We start from the raw sequence: 25063 nt of genomic DNA, 5'->3' as shown, positions 1-25063 counted from the left end.
TTTGCTTGGTGAGGATGGGTCTCCGGTTGAGGGGGTTTCTCCGGTTACTACCGATAAGGATGGTAATTACCTGTTTGAGAATCTGAAGGCTGGTAAGTACAAGGTCAAGTTTGATTTGCCTGCTGGCTATGAGGGTTTCACTAAGGCTGAGGCTGGCGATAGTGAGAAGGATTCGAATGTGGATTCTTCTGGTGTGACTAAAGTGGTTGAGTTGGCTGCTGGTCAAAACGAGCGTTCTGTTGATGCCGGGTTGGTAAAGGCTGAGCCGAAGCCGGAACCCAAGCCGGAGCCGAAACCAGAGCCGAAACCGGAGCCGGGCGAGCCGAGTGGCCAGAACCATGGCGAGCAAAAGCAAGGTGAAGGCGATTCCAAGCAGGTCAAGAAGGTAGTTCACAAGAACGTTGTGAACAAACCGCTTGCGCAGACTGGTGCGTCCACCTTGGCCGCTGGGTCTGTTGCTGCACTGCTACTCGCGCTTGGCGGTTGTGCACTAGCTCGGAGCCGTCGCAACTAGGGCAGAGCACATGTAGCGTTCTAACGCTAAAAGGCATGTAAGTGTCTTTGGATGTTCCCCGGAAGGGAGTCGGAAATGACCACCCTCCGGGGAACGTTTTATCTACTGGCCGTGTAGCTTTGCCACAGGCGAACTGTTAAAACTACCTGCCTGGGCCTTGCGCGACTAAAATTAGCCCTGGTCATAACAGTTTTATTTGAGCGGGGTTTCTATGGCTGATTGTCCGCATTTTCGTCTTTCTTCCCCCTGGCTTATAGCGGTGGCTGGGATTGTTTGGGCAGTAGCAGGGGTGAACGTTGCCCGCATTGGGATTGGCGCCTTGCCTGGGGTTAGTTTGCATGCCCCCTGGGTCTGTGTTCTGCCGATAGTAGTATTTGCGGCATTTGGGGCAATGTTTTTGAAAGTGGTAGGCAAACATGTGAAGCGTATTCGTGCTTTTCCGCAGCCTGCCCGCCCGTTTTGGCATTTCTTCGACGCTCGCTCTTACCTGCTGATGGCTGTGATGATGGGGGCGGGGTTTGGTTTGCGTGCATTCTCCTTGCTGCCAGATGGGTTCGTAGCAGTGTTTTATACGGGGCTTGGGGCAGCCCTGGCTAGCGCCGGCGTGGCCTTCTTACTCGCCTCGGTGAAGACGCGTAAGGGATAAATACCTGCGGGCGGGCGCCAAGTAGGAAGTGCGCGAAGAAATCCGAGGCCGGATCGCCTCCAGACCATCTTTGTAAAACAAGCTCGACTTGCTCGAAAAGCTCAAACCTTTCGTCGACCGCTTCCACGTGCTTGGCTGATTTAGCCATGGCGCACTGTCGCCTCCGGCCTGCCAGCTTGTAGCCGGCTTGGAGGTCTAATCCGCTAGGACAAGTTCAGCCTCCGGAGTCCCTTTTTCAACCGGGTGAGAAGTTCCTATGCTGGTGCGGGAGAAGAAGTACATCACTGCCGCGGCGATGAAGGTAAGGAACTCAGTTGCGGTCATAGACCAGACAACGCCGCTCATGCCAATCCACTTGTGTGCTGCCAGCACTATGGGAATGTAAGCCACACCTTGGAAGATAGACAGTGCGGTTGCCTGCTTGCCGCGGTTCGTAGCCTGGAACACGGTGATCAGCAGGCTCGTCAAGCCGTTGAAAGCAGTGGACACCAGCATGGCCGTGAGGAAGGCACTGGACGCAGCAATAACCGAATCGTCAGAGCTGAACAGATGCAGGAACGGCATCCGGAAGGCATACAAGGAAACAGAGAACACGGCCACGATCGCCAGATTTATTAGAGCCACAGTGCGGATCGTGGCGTTCAGCCGGCGAGTTTTCCCAGCGCCGAAGCTATAGGAAAGAAGCGGCAAAGAACCCATCACGAGTCCGGTGACGACCATTTCAACCAGCTGGCTCACGCGCAGCGACAGGCCTAAAGAGGCTAAAAATGCCTCCGAATAAGACATAGCAATCCAGTTCATGATGAGCGAAGTGACAATGATAAAAGCGGACATTAGCAGTTCAGAGAGGCCGGTTGTCAAGACCGTCTTCACCAGCGGTAAGTCCACACTTAGGTCGTGCAGGCGCAGGGAGGAGTTATCCGACCGAGCGGTCAGCCACCAAATGAAGTAGCCGCAAACCACGGCGTTCGTGCAAGTTAGGGCGATGCCGGCACCCGCCATAGACCAGCCAAATCCAAGAATGAAAATGAAATCGAACGCGACGTTCGCGGCGGCGCCAAGGCTCATACCTACCATCGATTGAGCCGCGGCTCCTTCGGCACGAACGAGCTGCTCTAGGGAAAATGAGGCAATATGCAGGGGTGAGCCGATTGCCATAGCGATGATGTAGGTTGCGGTTGCCGTGGCTGTAGCCGTTCCGCTACCGCCACCCACTGCCCTCGTAATAGGACTAGCGAACAATGGTACGAAGATGGCGATCAGTAAGCCGGTGGCAAGGGAGGCCCAGAGGGTAAAGGACGAGACATTCCTGACGCGGGCTTTTAGCGCTATGTCCCCGGTTTTCTCGTATTCGCCGGCTAGGCGGGAGATATATGTTCCGCCGCCAACGCCGAAGAGATTGCCGAATCCCATAATGAGCGTATAGACGGGAAGCCCGAAAGTGAGGGCCGCTAGAAAATCGGTTCTATTGAGGTGGCCTATGATGCCTGCACCTATCACCCCGTATAGGGAGCTGGCGGCAAGGCCCGCGATCATAGGTAAACAAAGGTGTGCGAGGGCCCGTAAAATGGGCGCACTTGATAAAGTCTGGTTGCTTTCGGACATAGTTTTCTCCTTGTAAAGAGATGAAGTATTCGCGAAAAAGGGCGCAAAAAGTAGAGGTGGGGGTCTAACCCCAGGTGTGAATATTTGGGAGGCGCTAGAGGTTGTTCAGCAGCTGGTTGAGTAACTTAACCAGCGTGTCCTGATCTTCTTTCGGAAGAACTCCGAAAACCTCTTCATCAGCGCGCTTGAGATCATTTTGGAAATCTTGGTAGAGCTCTTCGCCCTTTTTGGTTGGGTGGAGTAGCTTGACTCGAGAATCCCGGGGCGATGGTGCACGCGTAACGATGCCACGTGATTCCATACCTTTGACAAGGCTGGCAACAGAGGCGGGTTTGGTCCGCGTTACGTCGGCTAGGTCGCGTGCTATAACGCCATCTTCATGATTTTCGATAACATACCCCAATGCGAACGCTTGCTCCGGCGTAAGGTCAGAGTCTGCGATCCACGCGTTAGCCTTCGCGCGGTGAGCGATGGCTATATGGCGGATGAGCGCTGCAATGTGGGCTGCCGTCGTTTCCATGGTTAGAACTCTAACAGTTAGAGATCTAACTGTAAAGGGTGATTTGGAAATTGCCTAGCCTGTGGGATGGTTGTTACGCCAGAAATGGTTGAACATGCGCAACTCAAAGGATGCTGTTCGCGTGTGTTTGTGAATGAAAATACTAAAGTCAGCATCGCTCTATCGCTACCGTTACCCGTGCCGCGCCAAAACGAGTAGGCTACGGCTTTGCTAACTAAGGCACATACAAACCGACCAACCTGCCTAATGCGCCTGCGTCCCAGGTGCCACCAAAGCTCAGCTGCTGGGGCTGGATAGGATGCAGGCGCATTCGCAGGCACAGAGGCAAAGCGTTACCGCTTCCGTCGGCGCAGCACTAGCGCTCCCACACCGCACAGCAGAGCTGCGCTAGCAGCTAACGCACAAACCTCAACCTCGCTGCCGGTGGCAGCCAGTTTTTCGGCTGTCTTCTTAGTCGGTGCAGGCTCTTTCTTTACGGCAGGCGCCTGCCGTGTAACGGGTTTCCGCTCCTGGAAACGCGGGGGAGTAGGCACAGATGCCGGCCTGGGGTCTACTTTAGGGGCGGGCGCAGGAGCGGGATCCGCCTTTGGGGTCGGTCCAGGCTCCGAAGGCGCGGGCGGTTCGGGTGCCGGTGGTGTCGGAGGTACGGGAGCTGGTGGAGCCGGTGGCTCGGGAGCCGGCGGTAGCGGAGGCTCATCTGGCACTGGCGGAGTCGGAACATCTACCGGCTCGTAGACGTAGGTAACTTCTAAAGCTTTCAGGGCCTCAACCTGGCCGTTAGCTGGAGCATTCCCCTCCCCGGTGGCCACGCCATCTGCGCCGTAAGCAATCTTGTTCTTGGTTACACCGGCGCTACCGACAAGCTGGTAAGCCTTACCGTCCTTTACGATCTTGGCGGGCTTTTCTTCGCCCTCGGCAGCGTCATAAGGCGAATTCGCATCACCCTTGGCAGTGTCAACCACCTTGTTTTTAATTACCAGCCCGTCCGTATTTATGTAATTGATATTCACATCCCCAAGCGCCTTGTACCAGTAGGTGAGCTGATCCGAGTTCGGCATCCAACTATTACTCCAAGTAGAGATGCGCACGCCCCCCGGCCCTGACCCATCCGGATTGGCAACAAGTCGCCTGTTCTTGTCGTCAAAGCGCATGATCCCCTTATCGTCCTTCCACAAAAAGCCGACCTTGGCGTAGGCGGCCTTCGACGGCAACTTCAAGTTGAACGGGCGAATCGGCTTGGAAACGTATTCGGTGTTAGGGGCAATGGGAGGCTCCGAAGTTTTCTTGCCCGGCAGCGTATATCCGATCACCGGCAGCTTCACTCCGGACTTCTTGTGCCACAGTTCCACGGTAATGTCGCCAGCATCGCTAACTACGGTGCGGCGGACCGCAAACTGGGCGGTAACCCCGCGGGCGGTGCTCGTAATCGTATTTACAGCAACGAAACCCTTCTTCCCCCAGTACGTGCCCTTCACGGTTCCGGAAGGGGCCGAGGGCGATTCGGCTAGCCTGTAGTAATTCTTATTCACGTGCGGGTAAAAACGGTCCTTGGAACCGTTAGTTTCGTAAGTATCGCCCATATAGGCAGGAAAATCGTTCGAATCTGCCAGCTGCTTCTTAGAATCGAGGTCTAAGTAGTTCACCTTTAGACGAGTGTTTGCGGGCATCATTTGGTTATACTGGCCAGTCGGTGGCACGGTGGCCTGGTATTGCCTAGCAATAGTTGGGGTGCCCAAGAAATACAAGTACCTAATGTCGTATCTGTTCACCTGTTCCCAGTTGGCGGCGCGAGTAAAAGACAAAAGGTCGGCACTATCTTTCATCTTCAATTCGAGCGTCGGCTTATCCGAGCCTTTGCCGAATAGGTCTGGGCTCAGATCCACCACGGTGTTGGAGGGGAGCTCGTAGGTCTTTTGCAGCTGCTTGTCTGGACCGTACAAGTAGGCCTTCATCTGGGCGGTTTCTACATTGCGCGTGGTAGCCAGATAGAAGGCATCCGTCTTTCCGTCTTTCGCAGAAATGGCAAACACGCTGGTAAGACGCGTAGTTTGAGCGGCAGGTAGGGCGAACTTCGCGTCCTCTGGCACCTCAGGGGCAATCACCTTGTTGCCGTGTCCGTCCTCGCCGTAGGTTAGGCCGGCTGGAATCCTAGGGTCTGGATCCGCATTTACGGCCTTTAGATTAGTCTCTGGGCCGGTGGGCATGGGGTCGTTTCCGTCAGCCGGGTCCGCCGTGTCGGGGCTCGCCGTATCGGCAGCCGCTGGTTTAGTGGCTGCTGGATTTGAGGTTGCGGCGCTAGTTGGGGGCTGGTCGGGCTGTGAGGCCGGGCTGGCCTGCGCTACCAAGGCGCCCGGCGCCGACAGGGAAGCTCCCAGCAACAGCGAGGTTGCGCTAAGAGAGAGTCTTTTGGCTGATAATCCCTGAGTTAGTTTGAATAGGTCTTTCACTTCTTCGTTTTCCTCTGGTCATACTGGTATATGCGGGCCACCGCGCAGGAGGCGGGCCGTGCCCGCATTCCCGGTTAGCCAGTACTTCCGAGGGGAATAAACTTCGCAAGCATACTTGACCGAGATAGCAACCTTGCTTAGAACACAATGTTTAGACGCAAGTAGCGCCTAAAACGTGGTCCTTCCCTGCCCGTTGACGGCTCCGTAATAGTAGCTCTGAGCTGGGAAAATATTAATAGTTTTAGGAAAAGACTCCCAGAAGTAAGAGTGGATAAAACCCGTTTCGCTCGCCCGGCTCGGAGGGGTTGCACCAGGGCGGGCATAGGAATGCTCCCCACTAATAAGTAACTGATTTTCCAGCCCTATAAGTGGGGAGCAGTTCAGAAAACGGGCACCCAAAAATGCTTGGCGCTAGTTTTGTTTGCGGCGCAGGGCGAGCGCTCCCACACCGCAAAGAATTGCGAGGCTTGCGCCCGCAATTCCGGCCTGGAAGCCCACCCCGGTATCGGCAAGCGAGCTAGAGGCATCCTGCTCTGAAGCAGGCTGGTCACCGTCTTGGTTCGAGTCCTGATCCTCGCCTTCTTGCGAATCCTGCACTTCGTCCTCTTGCGAGTCTGGCTCCGAAACGGAATCGTTATCCTCGCCAACCTGCTGCGCGTCGTGGTCTGCATGCTCGTTTCCGGCAGCGCCCTCTTGCTTGTCGTCGCCGTTGTCTGCGCCTGAGTGGCTAGGGGTAGTAGTCGTTCCCTCGGCAGTGGAGGGAGCAGTAATAGCCGGCGAGTCAGAAGGCCTTGCCGGCTGCGCGGGTTTAGTGTCCTTACCCTGCTTGTCACCTTCGGTGGGCTTAGTGTCCTTACCCTGCTTGTTTGAATCTGGAGTATTTGCAGGCTTAGTGTCCTCGGCCGGCTTGGTAGTTCCGCCCGGCTTATCGGCGCCTTCTGCCTTGTCGTTTTCACTCGAGTACTCGGCGGGAACGCTCGGGGTGGCCTCTGTGGGCAGGTACAGGTACTTGGCGGCGTACTTATTTTCAGCCTTCCCCTCGCGCGCAGGAGTGAACACCAAAGTACCACCCTTATCGGTAGAGGTATTCACTTCTACCTTGGGCTTGTCCGCTCCCTCGCCAAAAAGCTTGCGGGAAATGTCAAGCGTGCTGCCCTTTTCCGCGTTCAAAATGTACCTGAGCTGTTTATCGGGGCCAAACACGCGGACCTTGATGTTGCCGGTTTCTAAATTGAGGGCAGTTGAAACGTAGAAGGCATCCGTCTTGCCATCTTTGTCAGAAAAGGCGTATACGCCGCTGACATGTTCGTAGTCGTTGCTTACATTGGCAAAGCCAACGGTGTCCGGTATGGCTGGGGCGCTCTGGCCTGCAGAGGGGGTAGTAGCGCCCGGAGCGGGATCGGCGTGAGCGGCCACGGCGCCTTGCGCTGCTAGGGCTGCGCCCAGTAGCAACGTCGTGGCTCCAACAGAGAGACGTTTAGCAGAAATGCTCACAGGCTTTCCAAGGAATTCGTTCACTTTAGTCCTTACGGATTCGATTAGTACAGATAAGCTGTCCCGCAGCGCGGAATAGAAACCGAAACGCGAGCGGAACAATATGGGGTTATGCGCTTGCCAAAATCAAAAGAAACTGGCAAAACTATGCGGTAAAACCCAACTAATACAGCTGGCGCGATTACGCAACATAGTGCTTTTGTATTAAATAGTTCTAATAAACTAGAGTCCAGTCTTGGCGCAGAACTGGGATATTGAACACTTGCTGACACGCAAAAGCGCGCTCGCGCGGTGTTTAGCTGGGGCGGCTACGCCGCCTGTAGCTGCGATCAGCTCACCGGGCAAGGGATCCCCTAGGGGGAAATCAGGGGCATTCCCTATATAAATAGCGCCTCCCAACTGATTGAGTAGAAATATGGAGAACAGCGCTGCCCCCACCCCTATCCCGATCGCCCTACCGAAGAACACTTGCATCCGCCAAAAATCTGCTTGGACATTTGTTCTACAAGCGGCATTGCGAACCGCCGTAGCGGTCAGCGTCCTCCTAGTAGCGATGGTTGCTCCGGTGGCAATCGTAGGTGCGATCCCCGAACTGCGCTCCCGCTTTTCCGGCACCAGCCAGATGGACCCATACGGGCAAGTAATGACCGCTGTGGGGATACACGCCCTCATAGTGGTACTGGTTGCCCTCGCCCTCGCCCTGTTAGTGCACTATTGGGACAAAACCACCCTGGACGTGCTGAGGGTTAGACCAACCGCAAAAGGTGTCGCCTGGTTTATGGCAATGCTTGTACTGGCGACCCTAATCGCGCTAGTTGCCCAGTTGTTTACCGGCGGATTAGGCGGGTATCGCGCCCCCGCGCACCTGCCCGTGTGTCTAGGGGCGGTGGCGGCGCTCAGCAGCGGGTTCTTCGCGCATGCCATCCCCGAAGAATTGGTTTTCCGGGGCTGGTTGCTGCACTATTTCCGCTCCCGTCCCAGCCTAGGGCTGTTCGTTGTCACCGCCGCATTTGCCGGCCTACACCTAGTTTTCCAGGGCGGTGGGGCAGAAGTTGGCGAACAGCTAGCCTACCTAACCATGCCCTTAGGGTTCGGCTTCGCCGCCGGAGCGGTGCGACTCAAAACGGCTAACCTGTGGCCCGCCATCGGTCTGCACGGCGGATTTTACTTAGGCAACTTCCTGGTCAGCCTCTTTGCGGCCAGCGCCCCAAACACGCGAACGTGGATCTTCATGGGCATCGCCTGGTTTGTAGTAGGCCTCGCAATAAAACCCAACAAGGAAGCCTTTACACGGCAACGCTAAGACCGGACCTGTGGGGCACAGCGCGCCTATGCAGGTGTCCACCCAGGTGGAAAGGCAGCCCTCAGGTTCCTACCCAGGCAGAAAGGCAGCTCTCAGGTTCCTACCCAGGCGGAAAAGCAGCGCTAGAACAGAAAAAGGGGTGGAACCCAGATGGGTCCCACCCCTTTTCGACCTTAGAAACTAAGGCCTAAGAAGTAGATTACTTGCCGGCCTCGGCGGTCTTGTAAGCAGCCTGCAGATCGGCAATAGCCTTGTCAACGTCAGCAACAGTGGCGTGAGAGTTGAACCAGACGCCAACAGCCTTGGTGATGTTGGAGTTCAAGGTGTTGTAGGTCTCGAAGGACTTCTTGCCCAGGATGTGCTTGTCGCGGTCGAAACGGGTGTTCCAGATGACCTTGTCAAGCTTCGCCTTTACGTAGATGGTGGCGGTGTCCTTGGCAGTCAGATCGGGGTACTGGGAAACCTTGGCGAGCACGCCCTTCAGTTCCTTCTGAGCGGCTTCAAGATCGGCGGAGGAGTTGGTCAGGTTGATCAACTTTAGAACAGCCTTGGTGGTGGCTAGGCCTAGCTCGATGTGGGTGGCCTGCACCTTGTTGGTCAGCTTGGTAGTAGCAGTCTTGATGGTGTCCGCAATGGTGATGGTCAGCTGGTAGCGGGCCTCGATAGTGGACATGTCGAAGGCGCTGAGGTCGCCCTTGACGATGGCGGCCAGGGTGTCCTTCAGGTCGAAGGCGGTCTTCAGAAGATCCTTTACCTGGGCCTTGTAATCGCCGGAAGGCAGGACAGCTTCCTGCTTCTTCAGGGTGTCGATGCGGCCGTTGACGTTGGTCAGCATCTTCTTAGCTTCGGTCTTAGTCTTTGCAGGAGCGGACGCAGCAGCTGCAGGAGCCGGAGCTGCTTCAGCGGAAGCAACTGCGGGCAGAGCAGGAGTTAGCAGGGCTGCTGCGAGGGCGGGAACTACGAGAACTCGAGATTTCATGGTTGAACTTTCTGAGTTGATTACGAAGGCACGCCGTGCGCACCAGTGGACAACACTGAAAACCTACCAGTTGGAGGTGATCAGTACGCGGCCATTCTAAACACGCTTCGACCAGCAAAACCATAGAAACAGAAAGATGAATTTTTCTAATGTTAAAAGGACTTTGAAAGATGAAAGAATCCCAATCTTAAATAACCTTAAAAGTTACTGACTACTAGCCGTTCCGGCACTTTCAGTAGCGGCTACTCACATTAAATTATTAGAAAAAATTAATGAATGTGATGTTAGCCAACGCGGGTTGACGTGCGCGATTCGTTAGCCAAAGTGCCCGCTTCGCTCTGCCAGAGGACGGCCCGGCCTGCCCCAAAAGACGACGCCACATCAATAATCCGCTGGTTAGCCGAACCCCTAAACGGCAAATTCGGGTCAAACTGGGCCTGAATAAAAGGCCCGTCCACCAGTACGTCGCACAGGGCCAGCAGTTCCCGCTTATCCTTATTCTCGAGTCGTAGCTGCTCCCAGGTGAACCCCGACCAAGCCCAAACAGTCTTGGCAGAGCCGAACTGCGCCCTCACCCGCTGCACTAGTGGCAGCAGGGTAGGGGTAGCCAAAAATGGTTCGCCACCAAGTAGGGAAAGGCCTGCCACATACGGCTTGGCCAAATCCGCCATGATGCGCTCTTCCAGCTCGTCCGTGTACGGGCTGCCATAACGGAACGACTGGGCCGCCTTGTTGTAACATCCCGGGCACTTAAACGGGCACCCCGACACGTATAGTGAACAGCGCACCCCCTCGCCGTCGACAAAATTAAACGGCTTGTAGTCGGCAATATACCCGCGCGAAAGCAACCGCCCATCCCACTGGCCGGCCTTCGGCTGACACACCCCCGCCTCGCGAGCAAAAGCAACCTGCTCGCGAACGGAAGGGGTAGGCAGAGCAACACTCATCTTGTAGGACCATCCATGTGCTTGACGCGCGAAGCGATCTCGGTGTGACGGCCATGAACCATCGGCCGCTTCTGCGGGTTCCCCAAATAACCGCAGGTGCGCTTCACCACGTCACACGACTCGGGATCGTCGTTGCCGCAGTCAGGGCACTTGAAACCTTCCTCGGTGGGGGAAAACTCGCCCTCAAAACCACACACAAAGCACTTGTCGATAGGAGTATTAGTGCCCAGGTAGGCAACCTTGTCGTAGGCGTAATCCCAAACCGCCTCGAGCGCCTTAGTGTTGTGCGTGAGCTTCGGGTATTCGCAGTAGTGAATAAACCCGCCCTTGGTGAACGGTTCGTACACAGACTCAAAATCGATCTTCTGGAACGGAGTGATCTTCTTGCGCACGTCGTAGTGGAACGAATTCGTGTAGTAATCCTTGTCGGTAACATCCGGGATCTTGCCGAACTTCTCCACATCCAAGCGGCAGAAACGATCCGTGAGCGACTCCGAAGGCGTCGAATAGACGCTGAACCAGTACGGGTACTCCTTCTTCCACTGATCGGCGTAGTCCGAAAGAGCGCGCACCACGTCCAAAGTGAATTCCTTAGCCTCTGCGTCGTGCTCCCAATTCGGCCCAAAGAAGCAGGTAGCCGCCTCGTACAAGCCGATGTAGCCAATCGACAGGGTAGAACGCTGACGGTGGAAGAACTGAGTTACAGACTGTTCGCCCTCGCCGGCGCGAATCCCAAAGGCGCCGTGCTTGTACAAAATCGGAGCGTTGTCAGGGGTAGCATCCTCGCAACGCTGGGCACGGAAGACCAGGGCCTCCTTTACAATCTGCATGCGTTCGGCAAAAATCTTCCAGAACCGGTCGATATCCCCGCGGGCCTCGATCGCAATGCGAGGAACATTCAGCGTCACCACGCCCAGGTTGTTGCGCCCGGCATTTACGGCCTCGCCAGTTTCTGGATCCACCCACTTAGGCAAGAACGAACGGCACCCCATAGGAGCCTTGTAGTCGCCCTCGATCTGAGTGAGCTTGTCGTAAGATAACACGTCAGGGTACATGCGCTTCGTGGAGCACTCCAGCGCAAGCTGCTTGATGTCGTAGTTAGGGTCGGAAGGAGCCATGTTCACCCCGCGGCGCAGACCAAACACCAGCTTCGGGAAAATCGCCGTGTAATGGTCTTTGCCGATGCCCTGAATACGCACCTGCAAAATCGCCTTCTGGATTTCGCGCTCGAACTCGGAAGTGCCCAGCCCAAAGCCCAAGGTCACGAACGGGGTCTGCCCGTTCGACGAATACAAGGTGTTGATCTCGTACTCCAAGGACTGCATGGCATCGTAAATGTCCTTAGAGGTCTTGGCCATCGCGTAGTCGTGCTGCTTTTCGGGAGCCACCCACTGGCGGGCGTCTTCCAAGTGCTTTTCGTAGTTAATCTGAGCGTAGGGGGCCAGCACCTCGTCGGTGCGATCCACCGAACAGCCGCCGTACTGGGAGGAAGCAACATTGGCAATGATCTGCGCGATCTGAGCAGTAGCGGTGTTAATCGAGCGTGGCGATTCTACCCGCGCGTTGCCAATCTGGAAGCCCTCGGCCAGCATGCCTTTGATGTCAATCAGGCAGCAGTTGGTCATGGGCTGGAAAGGATTGTAATCCAAGTCGTGGAAGTGGATGTCGCCCTTGATGTGAGCGTTCGCCACCGCCTTGGGCAGCAGATTCTTTAGGGCGTAAGCGCGCGCCACCGAACCGGCAGTCAGGTCGCGTTGCGTGTTGAAAACAGTAGAATCCTTGTTCGCGTTTTCGTTGACCACCGTCTTGTCGCGCTTCATCAGTTTGTCCAGGGAGGCCGACACGTCCATCGCGGCCTCGCGCGCATTGTCGCGGTCGTGGCGGTATTCGATATAGGCGCGGGCAACCTGAGGGTACTTGGAGGCCATCAGCGCGCCCTCGACGGAGTGCTGAATGGTGGGAATGTCTAGGGGCCCCTCCGGGAGGGAGGCAATGGCCGCTTCGGTCGTGTCGGAAACGAAGGTTGGATCGTCGATGCCCCGGTCATTCAGAGCGAGGTAAATGGCCCTATAAATTTTTGCCGAATCGAAGCTTACGGTACGGCCGTCGCGCTTGGTAACGGTGGTAGATATCCGAGTATTTGCGGGCGCGACAGCCATTTGTGTTACCTCCAAGTGAATCAAGATGTTGTGCCAACATTTTTGCCAGACCCCATATCTAGTGGTTGGCACACAGCTAGACTACATCATTGTCATTTCAAAAAAGCGCAACACTCCTGCATTTCGAAGTTGCCAGTTTTTGCTTTCTGGGCACCTTTCGCGTGCTGGCGCGGGAAACTTCAAAAGCGCCTTAAATGTGAGCTGTAACACGAGTTGTTCTATCCAGGGGGAACGCACGAATGGTGAGGTTTGGAACAAAAAAATGCCAGCAAAAAGAGCCCGTATTTGCCATGCGCTCCGGTAGGACAAAGCGGGGCAAATACGGGCTTGAAAAGGGCGGGTGGCCCCCTTGGGCGAGGGCGGGGCTACAGCCCCTGGGAAAGGCCGCTGAGGCGATCCAGCTCCTCCGGATCCAGCTCTAGCGTGGCCCCCACCATAGTCTGGCGCAGCTGCTCAGTGTTGCGAGCCGACGCCAGCGGAGCGGCCACCGTATCCTGAGCGCGCAACCAAGCCAGCGCCACGGCCCCCGGGGTAACCGCGCGCTTTTCAGCAATCTGCTTGAGGGCGTCGACAACGTCGAAGGCCTGCTCGGACACGTATGGCTCCACCATTGACTTGCGCTCGCCCGAAATGGGGGTATTTCGATCGTACTTGCCGGTGAGGAAACCAGAAGCAAGCGCGAAGTAAGGGAACACCGCCAAAGAATACTTCTTGGCAACACTTAGGCGCTCGGCCTCGAAATCAGAACGGAACACCAAGTTGTAATGCGGCTGCATGGCAACCGGAGCGTGCAAGCCATTTTGCTCCGCAATCTTCATCCACTCTTCAAAGCGAGCCGGAGCAAAATTCGACATGCCAATTTCGCGGATCAAACCCTTCTCGGCTAACTCGGAAAAAGCCTCGGCGAATTCGTTCATGGGAACATCCGGGTCATCCTCGTGTGCGTAATACAGGTCGATCTGTTCGACCCCCAGGCGCTCAGCCGATTCCTTGGCGGCACGCTCAATATTTTCTGGGCGCAACCCCTTCCGATCTGGCTTCTGGCCAACCTTAGTGGCGACCAAGAGGCGCTCGCGGTTGTTTCCAGTGTTCAGCCAGCGCTTCATTGCGGCCTCAGATTCGCCCCCGGAATTGCCGTTGGCCCAAGCCGAATAGACGTCGGCGGTGTCGACCATGTTGCCGCCGGCTTCGGTGAAGGCGTCCAAGATCTGGTAGGTGGTGTTTTCGTCTGCGGTCCACCCAAACGGGTTGGCCCCTAGCGCGATTCCTGAAACTTGTAGGTCAGATTTTCCAATGTTCATACAAAGAGTCTATGTAAGGCGGCTTTTCGGTGCAGGAAATCAGCCCTTGGCCAAAACTTTCCACATATTAGAAAATTTTCACAATCGCAGGTCAAAAGGGGTTGAAAGGGGCTATGGTAAAGCCATGGACAACTTCGATAGCTTTACCGGGTTGCCCGCCGAGGTAGGCAATGACGCCGCGCGGCGATGGGCAAGCCTGATTGTGAAAATTGTTTGGCCCGTAGTGGTAATAGGGGTAGTGGTTGGCCTAATATTCTGGGCCACCGCTTCCAGTGAAACCGGCCGGGACATTGGCGCCCTGTGCTGGTGCATGACTTTTGGGGCATCCGTCGCCCTTCTTTCGATCCGCCAGGCAATACTGGCTGAACGGAGCTAACCATGATTATGCAGGGGGTTACCTTTAACACCACCATGGCGCTGGTTGCAGGCACGATCATGATTATGGCCGTGGTTTTTGCCCGGACCGCCGCTCGCGTTCAGGCACTAGGTCCCGAGGGCGGTCGCACCCTTTCGGGGTGGGGCTGGGCGTTTGTGGCGCTAGGTGCGTATCTAGGCGTGACCGGTATGTACATGACGCTGACCTGGCCTCTAAAAGAGGTCGACGGCGCCTTCTGTTGCACGGTAGACAATGTGACCTTCGGTGAGCCGGCCGCCCTCTACGGCTTGCTCACCTTCATCGCCGGGCTGGCCGTCGTGGCCGCGCAGAGGGCCGCCGATCGCAAAGAGCGAGCCCTGGACTTAGTGGCCACATTGCGCCCGCTGCTATATGTAGGAGCCATTGGCGGGGTGGGGCTGGTCATGTTCGCCATCGCCGGGATGCATTTCGGCATGTGGCGGCCGCCGGACGTTGAGCCAATAGCCCGCCTGCTGGCTGGGCAGATTTGGGAACCGCTGATGGTGATGTGCTTATATGCCTTTACCGGTATTGCTGCGATGCTGGCGCCGTTTGCTCCCGAAAGTAAATGGGTGGCGCGAATAGCCACTCTCTTTACCTGGGGCTGCGGAGTGCTATGGGTATTTTTATCCTTTACCGTTTTCTACTCCCACGTGGGATTCTTCCCGCCGGCATAGCTGGAGGGCGCCACAAAGAAGGGCTCGAGCCGACCGGTTCGGGCTCTTCTTTTATGCCTGGCTTCGGGTAGGGGTGCGGCCCGGTGGGGTTGCGCTGGGAGGGGGCGCTCCTGCTAGAGGCCGCAGCAAGCCCCAAGCTGTGGCGCCCAAGTTTGGTGGTAAACGCGCAGGCGTTGACTTCGCCCTCGACGGTAAATATATTTATATCTGAACAGTTGTTCAGATAAACAGAGGAGGCCGTTCATGGTGGCTACCACCACCGCTCAGGCAGAGTGTGCGGCAGACAAGCCGCGGTTCGAACTGCTGCAGGCTAACCTGCCCGGCGAGGGCGAAATTGAAGAAATTGCCCAAATGATGCGCCTATTTGGCGATCCCGCTCGCCTGCGGCTGTTGTTGGTGCTGCTGGAAGTAGACGAAATGTGTGTAGGCGATCTGGCGCAACTGACCCAAATGAACGAATCAGCCACCTCGCACGCACTGCGCCTGTTGCGAGCGCACCGAATCGTAGCTGTTCGACGCGAAGGGCGCATGGCCTATTACCGCATCTTCGATACGCATGTGAAAGCCTCGCTGCAATTAACTCTCGACCACGTAAGGCACGAACGCGAGGCAGATGAGGCTCGCCCTCGCTAAACAAAATGCCGGCCGGGTATGAGCGGCACAAGCCGCGCAACCGGGTTGGCAACGTAAAAAATTATGGAATTAAGTAAAAGGAATAGCCATGGCACATTCTCACGATCATGGAATTGGCGAACAGACCCCCACAGGGGCACACCGCACCCGACTGCTAATAGTCTTCTTCATCTACCTGGTAATCATCGTCTCGGAACTGATAGGGGCCTGGTGGGCTAACTCGCTGGCGCTAGTTGCCGAGGCTATGCACATGACAGTCGATTCTTCCGGCATCCTAATCGCGCTGATTGCCGCCTGGCTGGCTACCCGCAAGGCCTCCCCGCGGCGCACGTACGGGTGGATGAGGGCGGAAATTATTGCCGTGCTCATCAATTGCTTCCTGCTAATCGGGGTGGGCTGCTTCATTGCCTACGAAGCCGTAGAACGCTGGATAAATCCGCCGGCGGTGCACGGAGGCGGGGTAGTTGGTTTTGCTGTTGTGGGTGTTGTGGGATCAGCTATTTCGCTATTTTTGCTGGCCGGGGGGCAAAAGGAATCGCTGAATGTAAAAGCCGCCTTCTTGGAAGTGATGAGCGACGGGATTGGGGCCGCCGGCATTATCCTGTCTGGTATATTGAACATTGCTTTCGGGTGGACTCGCGTTGACGCCATTGCCGCCGCCCTGGTGGGCCTGATCATTTTGCCGCGCACGTTCATTCTGCTCAAGAAGGCAGTCAACATAATCATGCAGGGGGTGCCGGATGGGCTGAACGTGCCCGAGATCCGCTCCGCGCTCGCTGCCACCGAGGGCGTGGACGCCATCCACTCGCTGCACGTGTGGGCGCTAACCTCCGGCGTGCCCGTACTGAGTGCGCATGTGCGCGTCAGTGAGCAGGCCTGGAAAGACGGTTCCGGGCCGCGCATTCTGGATGAACTGACCCACATCTCCCAGCACGACTTCGAAATCGATCACTGCACATTCCAGCTAGAAGAACCCGGCCACGAGCAGCACGAAGCGTCTGTGCACGCCGAAGAATTCAACGGGTGAAACGGCCCTGGGGGCTGCCTTTGAATAGGGTAAAGCAGGGCAAATGTACCCACTCTCACTAGCGCAATCACTGTTTTAGCAGCGGCGGACCTTCTATCCTGTATAAGAAGTTCCCCACCGAAAGCGCAAAGGTGACCATGTCGGTAAAGAAAGCTTTTTCCCTGGCGGCGGCTGCCGCCCTCGCCCTAACGACGAGCGTGAGCGCGTTCGGGTACGCCCACGCCGACGAGGCCGATGTCCCCGCAAACAGCCCCAGTGAGGATCCAGCCCAGGTAGCCCAATACTGGACCCCGGAGCGGATGAGACGGGCCCAGCCGGCTCCACTGCCCAGACGTTCTTCGCTGCGCTTTCGCAACCGTGCGGTAGCTCCGAAACCGCAGCTGCCTAGCGGGTATACGGAAAAGGAAACGGTACTCACCGCCCCGCAGCCAGCCCCCGGTTCTCCCGCCTACGGCCGCCGCGACGACAAAACGGTCACAGCTGTAGCCGCGGTCAACGGCAAAGTGTTCTTTCGCGACAAAGGAATGGACCACGATTCTAAATGCTCGGCCTCGGCGGTTAACACCCCCAAGAAAACCGTGGTGATTACGGCGGGCCACTGCGTGCTCTCGGCGCAAACCAAAGCGTGGGTGAAGAACTGGGTGTTCGTGCCGGGCTACCACGACGGGCAGGCCCCCTACGGCAAATTTGCTGCCGTGCGCATGCGCACCACCCCAACCTGGATCAAGTACAACTTCGGGTCCATGGGCACGGGCGGGGATATCGCCCTCGTTGAAACCGCCCCTAACGCGGCGGGCAAAAAAGTGGTGGAAACCGTGGGAGGGCATGGGCTTATGCTGGGCGGAAAACTCGACTACCACGCGCTCATGGTGGGCTATCCCACGCGTCTGCAGCGGGGCGAAAAAGTAAGCTTCTGCGACAAAGACACCGGCCAGTACGTGTGGGAAAACAAAAAGTTTCCAATCCTTTCGGGGTGCAACTTTGGCGTGGGCGGTTCAGGTGGGCCTTGGCTCAGCCACTACTCCAAAGCGTCCGGGGTGGGCTATGTGCGTGGCGTGAGCTCGTTCGGGCCCGACGACGACGCTTTCATGGGGAGCCCTTACTTTAGCGACCAACTAAAAGCCCTCTACGCGCAGGTCGAAAGCAAGTAGTCGACTCGTCTGGGGAGCGGCCCTGTTCTGGGCGGTGGCCAAGGCCCCGAGTCAAGTGGCGAAATCGCGGCGCGCGGGGCGTTAGCGTAGTGTTCAGTAATTGGCGGGCGTGCTCAAGTGGGGCGCCAGGGCGGGCTTGTGTTTTCTGGGAGCCCGCCCGCGGTGCCCGCCGACAGTCACGCAAGAGTCAAAGAAAAGTAAAATGATACCCCTGTAAAGGTTGACATCTTTTACCTTCGTTTTGTACAACTATAAAAGTGTATTGACCCACTGCTGCGTCGCCACATCTAGTCCTTTATCCCCCAAAAGGATTGGGCGGGCGGGGGACAGACTTTATAGCTAGTGGAGGACTAGGTATGGATGCGAAACACGTCGGTTTTGCGCTGCTTTTGCTGGGCATATTTTTACTGATAGGCAAGATCCTGCGCGTAAAAGTTAAATGGATCCAAAAGATCTTCTTGCCCTCGTCAATCGTGGGCGGGTTCGTGGCGCTGCTTGTAGGGCCCGGAGTCTTCGGGGCTATCGCCGCCAAGCTTGGCTACAGCCAATTCGCGGAAGGAGGTCTGCTCGGACAAGATGTGCTAAGCGTATGGTCCGCCCTCCCCGGCCTGCTAATCTCAGTCGTTTTTGCCACTCTCTTCATGGGCCAGGAACTGCCGGGACCCAAAAAAATCGTCAACATTGCCGGGCCGCAGCTTTCGGTGGGCGTAGCCTACGGAACAGGCCAATACCTGGTGGGGCTGCTACTCACGGTCCTGGTTCTGGTACCCCTATTCGGTATTTCCCCCATGGCAGGGGCACTAATCGAAATTGGCTACGAGGGCGGACACGGTACCGCCGCAGGCATGATCCCCGTTTTTAAAGAGCTAGGTTGGCCCGAGGGCGGCGACCTCTCTATAGGTGTGGCAACCGTAGGGTTAGTTGGTGGCGTAGTTTTTGGTGTGGCTCTGATCAACTGGGCTGTGCGCACCGGCCGCACCCAGATCGTGAAAGAGACTGCGGGACGCTCAGTCGAAGAACAACAGGGCCTGTTCCGGGAGGACGAAAACTATGTGGCCGCACACATGACCGTGCGCCCGTCCTCGATCGAACCATTGTCCTTGCACGTCGCGTTCTTGGCGCTGGCCATCTTGATCGGCCAGGCAATGCTTTCTGGGTTGCAATGGATCGAACAGATGCTGTGGATCGACCACATCAAACTGCTGGCATTCGTACCGCTGTTCCCGCTGGCCATGATCGGTGGCATTATTGTGCAGCTGCTGCTAAAAGCAGTAGGCTACGAACACATTATTGACTCGCAGATGATGCTGCGCATCCAAGGTCTAGCACTGGACATCTTAGTGTTGGCCGCGATGGCAACAATCTCACTCAAAGCCATCTCGCAGAACCTGGTGCCCTTCTTAGTGCTGTGCGTCGGCGGGGTGCTGATAAACCTGCTGGTGCTACTGTGGCTGACCCCGCGCACCATTCCCGAATACTGGTTCGAACGCGGCATTGGCGACTTCGGGCAAGGCATGGGCGTTACCGCCACAGGCCTAATCCTAATGCGCATCGTAGACCCGGAAGGCAAATCCCCCTGCTTCGAAGCCTTCGGCTTCAAACAGCTAGTTTTCGAACCCTTCTTCGGGGGTGGCATCGTCACGGCCATGGTCACCCCTCTGATCTTCACCGTGGGGCCCTGGCCCGTACTGATCGTAATGGCCATCCTGTTCTTGGCTTCAGTCCTGTCGGGCCTTTTCTACTGGGGCAAGAATGGGCGCGGATGGATCAACCCCGAAGCGGCAATCGAACATGAAGAAGAAACTGTCCGCCGTGACTGGCGTCCCTCTGAAGAACTAGCTAATCCACGCAAAAAAGCAGATTAGACAAAAGTAAAATGGTGGATTTTTACCCCACCCCCTGCGAGCTGCTCCCCGCTAGTTGGACTGAAAATCAGCCACTTACTAGTGGGGAGCAGCTCGCTGCTAGGGGCGGGGCCAAACTTACAGCTTCTTCTGGCCGCACAGCTGCCGCAAACGGGACTTCGTCCTCGAAAAATGTAAGGGCTAGAAAATTTCTGCAGCGGACTTTCCCAGCAGGGCTGTAGCCAACACCAGCATGATCACGCCAGTGCCCCCATCCATCAGGGCCCGGTAGCGGCTCACCCACCGCTGGGCCGCAGGCGTAGAGATCAGCAGGGCCACGGCACCGAACCAGATGACCTCCATGCTAATCAGATAAACGACCATTGCCGTCATTGACCAGAAAGACAAATTGGTGGGCAGAAAATGCGACAAAATCGCCCCAAAGAAAATGATCGCCTTAGGGTTAGTCAAATTCGTTAGCAGGCCCGACCTGAAAGGATGCGAATAAAGCTGGTCCCTATGTTCGCCCTCGGACCCCTGGGCAGGGCGGCGGGCGGCCAGTGCGGAACGGATCGCCTGCCAACCCAACCAGATCAAATAAAAACCACCCAGAATAGAAATGGTGGTTATAGCCCACGGGAAGGCCTTAGCTATCGCCCCGAGCCCGGCAATGGCAGCGGCCAGCCAAAGCAAAACCCCGCAAACCACTCCGGCCGCAGTGAAAAGGCCGTGGCGGCGCGAAATAGTGCCAGAACGCAACGTCAAGAAAAAATCGGGTCCCGGCGTAATAATCACGGCCACCCAGGCTGCGGTCAAAGCGGTGAACTGGCCAAAATCCATGCTGCTCCTAGTTCTTAAAACCGTGCACCGGGGACGGAATCCTGCCCCCGCGGGCAACGAGCTTTTGGGAAGAATACTTAGAAACCTCCATTACGGGCGCACGCCCCAAGAGGCCCCCAAATTCTACCGTCTCGCCCACCGACTTGCCCGGAACAGGAATCACGCGCACGGCAGTAGTCTTGTGATTTATCATGCCGATTGCGGCCTCATCTGCGATCATTCCCGAAATAGTGGCGGGGGAGGTGTCGCCAGGAATCGCCACCATATCCAGGCCCACCGAGCAGATCGCCGTCATCGCTTCGAGCTTGTCAATGCTAATAGCACCCATCTGCGCGGCCTCGATCATGCCGATGTCCTCGGAAACTGGAATGAATGAACCAGAAAGGCCCCCCACGTGCCCACAAGCCATAAGGCCGCCCTTCTTCACCGCGTCGTTCAACAGTGCGAGGGCGGCAGTAGTGCCGGGAGCCCCCACCCGTTCGACACCCATCTCCTCTAAAATGCGTGCCACCGAATCGCCTACCTCGGCGGTAGGCGCCAGCGAAAGATCCACAATCCCGAAAGGCACATCCAGGCGGGAAGCCGCCATATTGCCAACCAACTGGCCTACGCGGGTGATCTGGAAGGCCGCCCTCTTAATCGTTTCGGCGCACTTGCCGAAAGAAAGCCCGGAGGCCTTCTCGAGGGCGCGGCGCACCACCCCGGGGCCGGAAACGCCCACGGAAAGCACCACGTCCGGTTCGGCCACCCCGTGGAAGGCGCCCGCCATAAACGGGTTGTCGCCAACCGAATTGCAGAAAACTACCAGCTTGGCCGCGCCAATGGCACTGCGGTCGGCGGTAGCCTGGGCTGCGTCCTTCACAACCTGGCCCATCTTGGCCACCGCGCTCATGTTTATGCCACTGCGTGAAGAACCGATTGAAACCGACGAGCACACAAACTCCGTTTCGGCCAAAGCCTGCGGGATAGATTCAATCAGTAGCTCGTCAGCCGTAGTGGCATCTTTGTCGACAATGGCGGAATAGCCGCCAATAAAATCCACCCCAACCGAGCGAGCGGCCTCGTCGAGCGTCTTAGCTACCTTCACCATGTCCGCAGGTGAATGGGCCGCACTAGCCGCAACCAGCGCAATAGGGGTAACAGCCACGCGCTTGTTGACAATGGGAATGCCAAGTTCGCCCTCAATATCTTCAGCCACCTGAACCAGATTCTTAGCCTGGGTGGTGATCCGCTGAAAAATGTTGTCGCAAAGGCGCGACAAATCTGAATCGGCGCACTCGAGCAGCGAAATACCCATGGTGACAGTGCGAATGTCCAGACGATCCTCGTCGATCATCTGGATCGTGTCCAAGATCTTGTTGTAAGTAGCCAAATTACACCTCGTGCATGGCGTCGAAAATAGCTTCGGACTGGACTTTGATAACCAAATTTTCGGCCTCTGCGACCTGGCGCATACGCTGTTGCAACGCCGAAATTGGCAGCCTGTCAGCATCAAATTCGCAGTGCACGATCATGGTGAAATACTGTTCCATGAGCGTTTGCGAAATATTCACAATATTTACTTTTTCCTCAGCCAACGCGTTGGCCACGGCCGCCACAATTCCGGTGTGATCGACCCCTGCCACAGTAATAATCGCATCCATGCCAACCATTGTAGGGGGCAACAATTGTCAGCGCCGAACGCAAATTGCAGGCTAATTTCAAGGTGGCCCACTGCGCTGGGTGGGTGCCCTGGGCCCTGTGGGTTGGCTCAGAGCGGGGAGCGGCGTTGGCGGCCTCGCCCGCCCCGGCTTAGGCGAGCAGCAGCACTACGCCGCCTCCCAAAGTAACCACGTACGCCAGAATATTGAACACCTTCTGGTCTATGCGTTTAGCTAGGTAGTACCCCAAAACAGCCCCGATGGCCACGGCTGGGATCAAGGGGAGGGCGTAGCTAAAGGTATTCGTGCTAAGCACCCCTGCGTACACCGAAAAGGGAGTTTTGATGACGTTTACGAGGAAGAAAAACCAGGTGGAAGTGCCCAGGAACGTGCGCACGTCGATGTGGCGGGAAAGTAGGTAGAGCGTGAGAGGCGGAGAACCGGCGTTGGCAACCATGGTGGTAAACCCGCTGAGCGTGCCATAGAAGATGCCCGAAATTCGGCGTGCGCTTCCGGAAGCCGGCAGTGCCTCCTTCTTAGGCAGGTAGGTGACGGCAAGTTGCATCAGGGTGAGCAAAATTAGCGCCACCCCAATTACGTACTGCACAACCGCATTAGAGGCCAGGCGCAAAAATACGGTACCCAAAATTACGCCTAAAACCACCACTGGCATCAGTTTTCGCAGTATCTGCCAATTCGCATCCTTGCGGTAGAAAGTCAGCGCTAAAATATCGCCGAACAGCAATATTACGAGCAAAACGCCCACTGATTCTTTGGCGGGAATAACCAGTGCCGCTAGTGCGACGGCAATCATGGAAGCCCCGGGAATGAGCCCCTTGGAAAGGCCGGCTCCTATGCCGGCTATAAACAAAATTATCCAGGCGGTTGCAGTCATGCTTACAGGTTTAGCATGCCGCGGGGACGGGCCCAAACCGCATTTATGTCAACAGGGCGCAGATCTCGGTGCGTGCGGCCGCTCCGGCCCTCGTGGGCAAAAGTGGGTACACGTGTAAACCGCCCGGTTCTTCCACCAGGTTGTAGCGGCCGCCCTCGAGCGCAATTTTATGGGCGAGGGCGTGTGCATCAGGGTTGAAAATATCTGCGGTGCCCGTAAAGATTGTTACTCGCCCTAGCCGGGCTAGCGCCTTGGCGGGAGCCAAGAGGGGGGACACTTTCGGGTCGGTGAGTGCCAGCGGGCCCGCCCATTTCTTCAAAAATACCTGGCAGCCGGGCACCCCCAACCACGGATCGTGCTTTTGTGCTTCGGCAATTCTGGGGTTGGAAAAGGTGGCGTCGAGGGCGGGTGAGATCAGGATTAGTTGGTCAGGTTTAGCGGTTTCGGGGGTATTCTTTTGAGGGTGGCTTTGCGTTTCGAGGGCGGCCGACAAGGCAATCTGCCCGCCTGCGGAATCGCCACCCAGAGCGGCCGAGCCGAACTTTTCTTTTGCTGCGGCTACAATTTTTGCGATCGCGGGAACTACCTTATCGGCAGTGCCGAAGGGGATTAGCGGGTAAATGGGCATGATTGCGGCGCGACCTGTGTGGTGGGCGATTTGGGCGCACAGTTGCCAATGCTGAACCGTGATCTGATTGACCCAGCCGCCGCCGTGAACGTAGATGAAAGCGCCTTCTACTGGCCACGTACGCGGCTCCAACACATAAATTCTCATGCCCACCGCGTTGGCGACTTTTACCTTCACCTTGTCCTGGCCAGGGAAAAAACGGGGAACTATCCGCTGGGGGCGCAGCGCGCGCTTGGCTATCCGCTGGAGGGCCACCTGCGGGTTCAGGTAGGCGCGGTTTGCTCTGGCGATCTTCAAAAAGGCGCTGACTGCGCTTTGAGGCACGTACATTTTCCTCCTAGGGGCCGACGCTTCGACATGCCTTTGAACTCTACACCGCCTGTTGCCTCTAGCCAGGAGGGCGAACCCCCGGTATTTCAATGGCCTAGAACCTAGGGGCTTCTTAGCGGGCAGAGCTTCATTGGCGTCGATAGGCGAAGCCCTGTCAGGGCGTTCTGCGGCGCGGGAAAGCTGCTACGCAGGTCGCTTAAGGGGTTCGTCAACGTGACTTTATGCGCCAACGTCTACGCGATGATTGCGGCAGAGGCCGCCTCTACCTCGCAGAACGCGATTATAAGGAAGTACTGGCCGGGGTATGCTTCTTGGAAGACATCAGTGGGTCGGGAAGGTTTCAGGAGGGTCGAATGACTGATTACGAAGATGCTTTCTGGCAGGCCTGCGATGAGGTCCGCGCCCAGTTTACTGATGAGGAATGGGAAGGTACATACGGGGACATTCTGGTCGCCGACGGCCCATACAAGCCTGCGTGGGATGCGGGAATGTGGAAGGCTAAAGAGGTCGGTTTTACCTACAGTGACGCTTTGTTAGCGAAGCTCGATAAGCTCGTTCCTGCCCTAGATGATCCAGAGGCTGACGGCTTCGACGACATAATGCGGCAGACAATTGATCTTATGAAAGAAATCAAGAAAAAGGCCTAAGCCCACACCACATAATTCTATTTTTACCCGCCTGGGATTTTCCCGGGTGACCATAACCCGTATTTCCCGCATTAGGGCAACGAAAAACCCCGGTATTTCAATGAATACCGGGGCTCTAGCGGAGGATGGGGGAATAAAAATAATCCGCACCATTATAGGCAAAACTAGCGGCGTGCCCTAACCATGCCCCTAGCGAAAAAGAGGAAGGGGCCTAACCGGCATATTGCCGACTAGACCCCTGCTCGAAAACGCACCTACTGGGCTAGCGAGATCAATCCCTTTTCAGTGCCAAACAGCCCCGTTTGTACCTGCACGGAAAGCTTGCCAAGATCCGCTGCCACGTCATCGGGCACGTCAAAAGCTATCTTGCCGGTAGCAGAATTGCCGGGGTTGATTTGCTTGTACAAGAACTCGCTTTTATCAGCAGCTAGCGCAACGGAGG

At 56.6% G+C, this 25063-nt stretch carries 24 protein-coding genes; 10 read left to right on the top strand and 14 right to left on the bottom strand.

Annotated elements, in window-relative coordinates; translation table 11 throughout:
* A partial coding sequence (locus G437_RS10710) for an SdrD B-like domain-containing protein (RefSeq protein ID WP_244263226.1) occupies window positions 1–514 on the top strand: 514 nt, incomplete at its 5' end.
* 211 nt (window positions 515–725) lie between these two features.
* Window positions 726–1160, top strand: coding sequence for a hypothetical protein (locus G437_RS0109975; protein ID WP_024332408.1), 435 nt, complete (start codon window positions 726–728; stop codon window positions 1158–1160).
* 195 nt (window positions 1161–1355) lie between these two features.
* Here G437_RS0109975 and G437_RS0109970 read toward each other — a convergent pair whose 3' ends face one another.
* The 4 genes from G437_RS0109970 to G437_RS0109955 all read right to left on the bottom strand — a co-directional run bounded on the left by G437_RS0109970 (window position 1356) and on the right by G437_RS0109955 (window position 7250).
* Window positions 1356–2765 (bottom strand): MATE family efflux transporter, encoded by a 1410-nt coding sequence (locus G437_RS0109970; protein WP_024332407.1) that lies wholly within the window; start codon window positions 2763–2765, stop codon window positions 1356–1358.
* A 94-nt stretch (window positions 2766–2859) separates the two neighbouring features.
* Window positions 2860–3285 (bottom strand): MarR family winged helix-turn-helix transcriptional regulator, encoded by a 426-nt coding sequence (locus tag G437_RS0109965; RefSeq protein ID WP_024332406.1) that lies wholly within the window; start codon window positions 3283–3285, stop codon window positions 2860–2862.
* 332 nt (window positions 3286–3617) lie between these two features.
* Window positions 3618–5732: a MucBP domain-containing protein gene (locus G437_RS11525; protein WP_024332405.1), complete on the bottom strand. Its 2115-nt coding sequence runs from the start codon at window positions 5730–5732 to the stop codon at window positions 3618–3620.
* A 411-nt stretch (window positions 5733–6143) separates the two neighbouring features.
* Window positions 6144–7250 (bottom strand): hypothetical protein, encoded by a 1107-nt coding sequence (locus tag G437_RS0109955; RefSeq protein WP_024332404.1) that lies wholly within the window; start codon window positions 7248–7250, stop codon window positions 6144–6146.
* 391 nt (window positions 7251–7641) lie between these two features.
* Here G437_RS0109955 and G437_RS11050 point away from each other — a divergent pair, with 391 nt between their 5' ends.
* A complete protein-coding gene (locus tag G437_RS11050; protein ID WP_048706904.1) occupies window positions 7642–8529 on the top strand; it encodes a CPBP family intramembrane glutamic endopeptidase in 888 nt (295 codons plus the stop codon).
* A 199-nt stretch (window positions 8530–8728) separates the two neighbouring features.
* Here G437_RS11050 and G437_RS0109940 read toward each other — a convergent pair whose 3' ends face one another.
* From G437_RS0109940 to G437_RS0109925, 4 genes are all read right to left on the bottom strand, one after another.
* Entirely contained in the window at window positions 8729–9508 is a 780-nt protein-coding gene (locus tag G437_RS0109940; protein ID WP_024332401.1) for a CAMP factor family pore-forming toxin, read from the bottom strand.
* Window positions 9509–9792: 284 nt separating this feature from the next.
* Window positions 9793–10455 carry an anaerobic ribonucleoside-triphosphate reductase activating protein gene (nrdG, locus tag G437_RS0109935; RefSeq protein WP_024332400.1) on the bottom strand — a complete coding sequence of 221 codons (663 nt, stop codon included), beginning with the start codon at window positions 10453–10455 and terminating at the stop codon, window positions 9793–9795.
* Entirely contained in the window at window positions 10452–12614 is a 2163-nt protein-coding gene (gene nrdD / locus G437_RS0109930) for an anaerobic ribonucleoside-triphosphate reductase (protein WP_024332399.1), read from the bottom strand. Before nrdD ends, nrdG begins: the two co-directional genes overlap by 4 nt.
* A gap of 365 nt (window positions 12615–12979) precedes the next feature.
* Window positions 12980–13915, bottom strand: coding sequence for an aldo/keto reductase (locus G437_RS0109925; protein WP_024332398.1), 936 nt, complete (start codon window positions 13913–13915; stop codon window positions 12980–12982).
* Window positions 13916–14039: 124 nt separating this feature from the next.
* Here G437_RS0109925 and G437_RS0109920 point away from each other — a divergent pair, with 124 nt between their 5' ends.
* The 6 genes from G437_RS0109920 to G437_RS0109895 all read left to right on the top strand — a co-directional run bounded on the left by G437_RS0109920 (window position 14040) and on the right by G437_RS0109895 (window position 19662).
* The gene (locus tag G437_RS0109920; RefSeq protein ID WP_024332397.1) at window positions 14040–14291 is read left to right on the top strand and encodes a hypothetical protein; all 252 of its coding nucleotides are present in this window, start codon (window positions 14040–14042) and stop codon (window positions 14289–14291) included.
* 2 nt (window positions 14292–14293) lie between these two features.
* Window positions 14294–14986: a DUF981 family protein gene (locus G437_RS0109915; RefSeq protein ID WP_024332396.1), complete on the top strand. Its 693-nt coding sequence runs from the start codon at window positions 14294–14296 to the stop codon at window positions 14984–14986.
* A 243-nt stretch (window positions 14987–15229) separates the two neighbouring features.
* On the top strand, window positions 15230–15619 hold the full coding sequence (locus tag G437_RS0109910; RefSeq protein ID WP_024332395.1) for an ArsR/SmtB family transcription factor: 390 nt from the start codon (window positions 15230–15232) through the stop codon (window positions 15617–15619).
* 88 nt (window positions 15620–15707) lie between these two features.
* Window positions 15708–16646 (top strand): cation diffusion facilitator family transporter, encoded by a 939-nt coding sequence (locus G437_RS0109905; RefSeq protein WP_024332394.1) that lies wholly within the window; start codon window positions 15708–15710, stop codon window positions 16644–16646.
* A 137-nt stretch (window positions 16647–16783) separates the two neighbouring features.
* Complete coding sequence (locus G437_RS11045; RefSeq protein WP_024332393.1) at window positions 16784–17797, top strand: trypsin-like serine peptidase; 1014 nt, start codon at window positions 16784–16786, stop codon at window positions 17795–17797.
* 356 nt (window positions 17798–18153) lie between these two features.
* A complete protein-coding gene (locus tag G437_RS0109895; protein ID WP_024332392.1) occupies window positions 18154–19662 on the top strand; it encodes a sodium/glutamate symporter in 1509 nt (502 codons plus the stop codon).
* A 180-nt stretch (window positions 19663–19842) separates the two neighbouring features.
* Here G437_RS0109895 and G437_RS0109890 read toward each other — a convergent pair whose 3' ends face one another.
* The 5 genes from G437_RS0109890 to G437_RS0109870 all read right to left on the bottom strand — a co-directional run bounded on the left by G437_RS0109890 (window position 19843) and on the right by G437_RS0109870 (window position 23968).
* Entirely contained in the window at window positions 19843–20481 is a 639-nt protein-coding gene (locus G437_RS0109890) for a LysE family translocator (protein WP_024332391.1), read from the bottom strand.
* Between the two features lie 7 nt (window positions 20482–20488).
* Window positions 20489–21853: a PFL family protein gene (locus G437_RS0109885; RefSeq protein WP_024332390.1), complete on the bottom strand. Its 1365-nt coding sequence runs from the start codon at window positions 21851–21853 to the stop codon at window positions 20489–20491.
* Window position 21854: 1 nt separating this feature from the next.
* Window positions 21855–22124: an ACT domain-containing protein gene (locus G437_RS0109880; protein ID WP_024332389.1), complete on the bottom strand. Its 270-nt coding sequence runs from the start codon at window positions 22122–22124 to the stop codon at window positions 21855–21857.
* A gap of 148 nt (window positions 22125–22272) precedes the next feature.
* Window positions 22273–23016 carry a sulfite exporter TauE/SafE family protein gene (locus tag G437_RS0109875; RefSeq protein ID WP_024332388.1) on the bottom strand — a complete coding sequence of 248 codons (744 nt, stop codon included), beginning with the start codon at window positions 23014–23016 and terminating at the stop codon, window positions 22273–22275.
* A gap of 43 nt (window positions 23017–23059) precedes the next feature.
* Window positions 23060–23968, bottom strand: coding sequence for an alpha/beta hydrolase fold domain-containing protein (locus G437_RS0109870; protein WP_158237511.1), 909 nt, complete (start codon window positions 23966–23968; stop codon window positions 23060–23062).
* 359 nt (window positions 23969–24327) lie between these two features.
* On the opposite strand from G437_RS0109870, the gene G437_RS0109865 reads away from it, so the two are divergent.
* Window positions 24328–24621, top strand: a complete 294-nt coding sequence (locus G437_RS0109865; RefSeq protein WP_155845694.1) for a hypothetical protein — start codon at window positions 24328–24330, stop codon at window positions 24619–24621.
* Window positions 24622–24875: 254 nt separating this feature from the next.
* Here the strand turns inward: G437_RS0109865 and G437_RS0109860 are convergent.
* Window positions 24876–25063: DUF4352 domain-containing protein (locus G437_RS0109860; RefSeq protein WP_029769576.1), on the bottom strand; the 188-nt coding region annotated here is incomplete at its 5' end.

Origin of the sequence: Winkia neuii subsp. neuii DSM 8576 (assembly GCF_000420405.1) — a bacterium.
Classification (GTDB): Bacteria; Actinomycetota; Actinomycetes; order Actinomycetales; family Actinomycetaceae; genus Winkia; species Winkia neuii.
The sequence above is the reverse complement of the archived record's forward strand: the minus strand, read 5'-3'. Positions and strand labels throughout refer to the sequence as shown.